We start from the raw sequence: 5,486 nt of genomic DNA, 5'->3' as shown, positions 1-5,486 counted from the left end.
GGGCCCAACGCGGACCGCGTCACGGAACCCGTCACGGAACCCGCCGCGAACGCCGCTGCCGCCGCCGACCGTCCCGGCCGGATGGCCACGCACAACTGCCACCAGTTCCGCGGCAACAGCGGCGGCCCGTGGGTGCACCGGACCACCGGCGACCTGCTCGGCGTGCTGTCGGCCGGCCGCGACGACCGCGAGTCCAACGGCTACTCCGTCGCCAACGCGCTCAACGCCGAGAGCTACGGCGCCATCGTGCGCAAGGCCGACCCGCACGGCGTCTACGACGCGCTGTCGGTGCGCGGCTCGGCCCCGCGGGTGGCCAGGCGCGGCACCGTCGCCACCGTCACCGCGACCGTCACCATGCGCGGGCTGATGGCCGCGGCGCAGGTGCCGGTGTCCGTCACGCTGCCCAGGGGCGCCACGTTCGCGCCCTCGCGCAGCCGGGTCTGCCGGATCACCGGCGGGCGGGCGACCTGCACGCTGGCCGCCGTCCGCCCGAACCGGCCGGTACGGATCCCGATCATGATCAGGGTGGCCCGCAACGCGCCGGCCACGCTGCCGGTCACCGTGAAGGTCACCTCGACCAGCCTGGACCAGAACCAGCGCGACAACACCGCGGTGATCAACGTCTGGACCCGGTAGCCGTAGTTCCGCTTTTTCGGCCGTGCTCGGTGGACCCGAGCACGGCCCTTTACGTTGTAGATTCGCTACACTGGTGGGCCGTGAGCACATCGAAAGGTAAGGGCGGCACCCCTGCCACCGTGGCGCTGACCAAGGCCAAGGCCGCGTTCGAGCTGCATCCGTACGAGCACGACGCCGCCGCGCAGGCCTACGGCGAGGAGGCGGCCGACGCGCTCGGCGTGCCCTATGAGCGCATCTTCAAGACGCTGGTGGCCGAGCTCGACGGCGGGCTCGCGGTGGCCGTCGTGCCGGTGTCGGGCAAGCTCGACCTCAAGGCCCTGGCCGCGGCGCTCAACGGCAAGCGCGCCGCGATGGCCGAAGCCGCGAAGGTGGAGCGGGTGACGGGCTACGTGGTGGGCGGCATCAGCCCGCTCGGCCAGCGCAAGCAGCTGCCCACCGTGGTCGACTCCTCAGCGCTCGACTTCGAGACGATCTACTTCTCCGCCGGCCGGCGCGGCCTGCAGATCGAGACCGCCCCCGACAACCTCATCACGCTCACCCGGGCCGTCACCGCGCCCATCGGCAAGCCCGCCTGACGCACGTCCCGCCGCTCAGCGGCGGTGCCTGCGGTGTGGCCGGTGCGGGCGGCGCGGACGCTCGCGCGGCGGCATGAACCTCGGCCCCGGCGGGCCGAACAGGTCGGGCACCCGCGGCTCGGCCAGGCCCTGCTGCCCCATCAGCCACTCGAAGAGCCGCTGGTGCCTGCGCCCCTGCCGCCCGCCGCCGAACCACCGCCGCCCCCGGGCCGGGCGGCCCTCGCCGCCACGCCTGCCCTCGCGTTCCTCGCGCGCCTGCGCCTCCTTCAGCCCGGGCGTGAACCCGCCGCCGAAGCGCGCCATGTTCGGCCCGGGGAACCCCTTGGCCGGGACGTCGCGCAACGCCGGCCCCATCGACTCCACCCAGATCGGCCCCGGCAGCGAGGCGCCCTGCACGGAGCCGAAGTGCTGGTCGCCGATCGTCACGCCGCGCAGCGGGTACTTGTAGGAGCCCCTGATGTCGCCGACGCTGACCGCCGCCGCCAGGTGCGGGGTGTAGCCGGCGAACCAGGCCGAGGTGTAGCCGTTGTTCGTGCCGGTCTTGCCGGCGGCCGGGCGGCCGATGTTCTGGCCCTTCATCGTGCCCTTGTCGAACACGCCGGCCAGCACGTGGTTGACCGCGTCCGCGACCGGCCGCTCCAGCACCCGCTCGCAGGCGGGCGGCACCTGGGTGCGGCGGCCGTCCCGCTCCGAGATCTCCACGATGGCCTGCGGCCGGCAGTAGCGGCCGCGGGCGGCGAACGTGGCGAACGAGGCGGCCACCGTCAGCGGGTCCATCTCGTTGACGCCCAGCGTGAACGTGGGCACCTCGCGGAAGGCCTTGCCGTCGGCGCGGACCGCGCCCAGCGCCCTGGCCGTCTTGACCACGTTGCACAGGCCGACCTTGCGCTCCAGCATCATGTAGAAGATGTTGACCGACTTCCAGGTGCCGGTCTCGATGCTGTGCGGGCCGCCCTCGCCCTCGCCGCTGGCGTTGTGGATGCGCGTGCCGGGGTCGTTGACCGGTTTGCCGAGGCAGTCGCGGTAGCCCTGCCTGGCCACCAGCTCGCCCGGGGTGTGGAAGCCGTCGTTGAACCGCCAGCCCTGCTGCAGCGCGGTGGCCAGCGTGTACACCTTGAACGTCGAACCGGCCTGGAAGCCCTGGCCGCCGCCGTGGGCCACGTCGGCGGGCAGGTTGAAGGTGGTCTTGGGACCGTTCTTCTTGTCGCCAGGGTTGCGGCCGAACCGTTTGCTGGCGGCCAGCGCCCTGATCTTGCCGGTGCCCGGCTCGACCATGGCCTCGGCGGCGACCTCGGTGTCCTCGGGGTCGACCCGGTGGCCGATGGCCTCCTCCGCGGCGTGCTGGGCCTTCGGGTCGAGGTTGGTCCTGATCACCAGGCCGCCCCTGGCCATCCTGGCCTGGCGTTCGGCCCTGCTGTTGCCGAAGGCCTCGTTGATGAGCAGCTCGCGCTGCACGTACAGGCAGTAGAAGGGGTAGCGGCTCTGGCCGCAGCCGCCGGGCTCGGGCCTGAGCCTGATGTCGAGCGGCGCCCGCTTGGCCGCCGTCGCCTGCGCCTGGGTGATCTGGCCGAGCCCGGCCATGCGGTCGAGCACCAGGTCGCGGCGCATCCGCAGGCGCGCCTGGTGGTTGGGGCCGAGCGAGGGGTCGGTCGAGTACGGCATGCGCACCGCCCCGGCCAGCGTGGCGGCCTGGGTCAGCGTCAGCCGGTCGGCCGAGGTGGAGAAGAACCGCCTGGCCGCCGCCTCGACGCCGTGCGCCCCGGCGCCGAAATAGGCGATGTTCAGGTACTTCTCCAGGATCTGGTCCTTCTTGTACTTGTTCTCCAGCGCCAGCGCGTACCGCAGCTCGGTGATCTTGCGGGCCAGGTTCGGCGCCCTGGCCCGGTCGCGCTCGGCGTCGGTGCGGGCGCTCTCCACCAGGATGTTCTTGACGAGCTGCTGGGTCAGCGACGAGCCGCCCTGCCTGATGCCGCCGGCCTGGGTGTTGGTGAGCAGCGCCCGGATGGTGCCGCGGACGTCCAGGCCGCCGTGCTCGTAGAAGCGGGCGTCCTCGATGGCCACGATGGCCCGGCGCATCACCGGGGCGACCCGCGCCAGCGGCACGGTGGTCCTGTTGGCCTGGTAGAACTGGGCGAACTGGCGGCCGTCCTTGTCCAGCAGCCTGGTCACCTGGGCCAGCGGCTCCTCGCGGGGCGCGGGCGGCAGTTCCACGAAGGTGTTCGCGACATTCTGGGCGGCCAGGCCGCCCCCGCCCACGAGGGGCGCCGCCAGCGCCGCCGCGAGCACCCCGCCGAGCGCTCCGGCCGTCCCGAGCACGCCGATGGATCTGAGCACTGTCACGCAGATGATCTGCAACCGCTAGATCCCCGGCAAACGCCCGCTTCCCCCGTTTTTACCGTTCTCTACGGATGTTCAGACCAAGTGACGCGAACTGCTCGAACGGGTGATGGTATCCGCGTTCGATGTGGTGCACCCCGCGCAGCGTGGACGTGCCGTCGGCGACGGCCGCGGCCAGCACGGCGGAGAAGCCGGCCCGGATGTCGGGCAGCGTCACGTCGGCGCCCTTGAGCTGCGACACCCCGCGCACCACGGCCGAGTGGCGGGCGTTGGTGTCGTGGTAGCGGCAGGCCGGGCCGCCCAGGCACTGGTCGAACACCTCGATCTCGCAGCCCATCTTCTGCAGCGCGGGCACGTAGACCAGGCGGTTCTCGAAGACGGTCTCGTGCAGCACGGACATGCCCTGGCTCTGGGTGAACAGCACCATGAGCGGCGTCTGCCAGTCGGTCATGAAGCCAGGGTGGGTGTCGGTCTGCACGGCGGCCGCGCGCAGGCCCTCGGGCGGCTTGGTGGCGCACAGGTACTCGTCGTTGATGTCGAACCTGGCGCCCATCCTGGCCAGCGTGGTGATGGCGGTGACCAGGCGGTCCTGCGGGCAGCCGTGCACCCGTACCTCGCCGCCGGTGATGAGGCCGGCCGCCAGGTAGGAGAACGCCTCGATGCGGTCGCCGGCCAGCCAGGTGGAGGCGCCGCGCAGTCGTTCGACGCCCTCGATGACGATCCTGCGGTCGGGCGACAGCTCGATCATGGCGCCCATCCGCTGCAGGAACAGCGCCAGCTCGACCACCTCGGGTTCCATGGCGGCGTTCTTCAGCACCGTCTTGCCCTCGGCCAGCACCGCCGACATGAGGATCGTCTCGGTGGCGCCCACGCTCGGGTACGGCAGCTCGATGCGGGTGCCGTTCAGCCGCTTGGCCTTGGCGTAGACGCCGCTCTCCCCCACCTCGACCTCGGCGCCCATCGCGCGCAGCGCCTCGACGTGGAAGTTGACCGGCCGCCGGCCGATCGGGTCGCCGCCGACCAGCGGCACGAACGCCTCCCCCGCCAGGTGCAGCAGCGGGCCGAGCATGAGGATCGGGATGCGGTTGAGACCGGTGAACGCGTCGGGCACCCGCGGCTTGATCTCCGGGCCCTGCTCCACCCTGATCTCGGAGCTGGTGATCTCCACGTGGATGCCCAGCGCCTCCAGCATGGCCGCGGTGATGCCGACCTCGCCCACCTCGGGGGCGTTGTGGATGGTACTCTCCCCGCTGCCGAGCATGGCGGCCACCATGTGCTTGGAAACGCCGTTCTTGGAACCGCGGACGACCACGTCGCCGCGCAGCGGGCCGGAGGGTTCGATCAGCCAGGACTCTTCTGCAATCACGAAACGAGCCTAACCGGGGGATACCATCGTTCAGACGTACATGTGAGGGGGAGAGGCGTGGCGAGGGAAGTACGCGCGTTTGCGGTTACTGTCCTCATTCTCGCCGCCCTGGGGGTCATCGCCGGTCTGATGTGGTCGGGCGTGGCCCCGCGCGCCCCCTACGCGCTGACCGACAAGGGCCCGGTGCTGGCCGATCCCACCACGCAGGCGCTGATCTCCGCCGACGGCTGGTACACCGTGATCACCGGCGGGCTCGGGCTGCTGTGCGGCGCCTTCGCCTGGTTCGCCGCCCGCCGCCGCAGGCTGCTGCCGGTGCTGGTCGGGCTGTTCGCGGGCGGGCTGCTGGCGGCGTTCCTGACGTACTGGGCGGGCACCACGATCACCATCGGCGCCGGGATGGTGGAGGCCGCCGCAGTGCCCGGGATGAAGGTGGTGCCGGGCGCGCTGCGGCTGACCGCCTCCGGGGTGCTGGTGACCTGGCCGCTGGTCGCGGTCGGCCTGTACGGCTTCCTGGAGGGCATGCACGGCTACCGCGAGTCACCGCTGCGCCGGCCGTTCGGGCTGGACGAGAC

At 71.9% G+C, this 5,486-nt stretch carries 5 protein-coding genes; 3 read left to right on the top strand and 2 right to left on the bottom strand.

The genetic code is table 11. The features are described 5' to 3' along the window. Both HII36_RS52945 and ybaK read left to right on the top strand, forming a co-directional pair. Positions 1-636 (top strand): DUF11 domain-containing protein (locus HII36_RS52945; RefSeq protein ID WP_173530988.1); only part of this gene is annotated, 636 nt, incomplete at its 5' end. Positions 637-716: 80 nt separating this feature from the next. Next, positions 717-1,211: a Cys-tRNA(Pro) deacylase gene (gene ybaK / locus HII36_RS52940; RefSeq protein WP_173530987.1), complete on the top strand. Its 495-nt coding sequence runs from the start codon at positions 717-719 to the stop codon at positions 1,209-1,211. Between the two features lie 15 nt (positions 1,212-1,226). Here the strand turns inward: ybaK and HII36_RS52935 are convergent, their stop codons facing one another. Next, positions 1,227-3,551 (bottom strand): transglycosylase domain-containing protein, encoded by a 2,325-nt coding sequence (locus tag HII36_RS52935; protein ID WP_328808301.1) that lies wholly within the window; start codon positions 3,549-3,551, stop codon positions 1,227-1,229. 52 nt (positions 3,552-3,603) lie between these two features. After that, on the bottom strand, positions 3,604-4,914 hold the full coding sequence (gene murA, locus HII36_RS52930) for a UDP-N-acetylglucosamine 1-carboxyvinyltransferase (RefSeq protein ID WP_328808300.1): 1,311 nt from the start codon (positions 4,912-4,914) through the stop codon (positions 3,604-3,606). Between the two features lie 57 nt (positions 4,915-4,971). On the opposite strand from murA, the gene HII36_RS52925 reads away from it, so the two are divergent. Then, positions 4,972-5,486, top strand: a 515-nt coding sequence (locus tag HII36_RS52925; RefSeq protein ID WP_173530986.1) for a hypothetical protein, incomplete at its 3' end; no start/stop codon positions are given.

The organism is Nonomuraea antri, assembly GCF_013283785.1.
Taxonomy (GTDB): domain Bacteria; phylum Actinomycetota; class Actinomycetes; order Streptosporangiales; family Streptosporangiaceae; genus Nonomuraea; species Nonomuraea antri.
The sequence above is the reverse complement of the archived record's forward strand: the minus strand, read 5'-3'. Positions and strand labels throughout refer to the sequence as shown.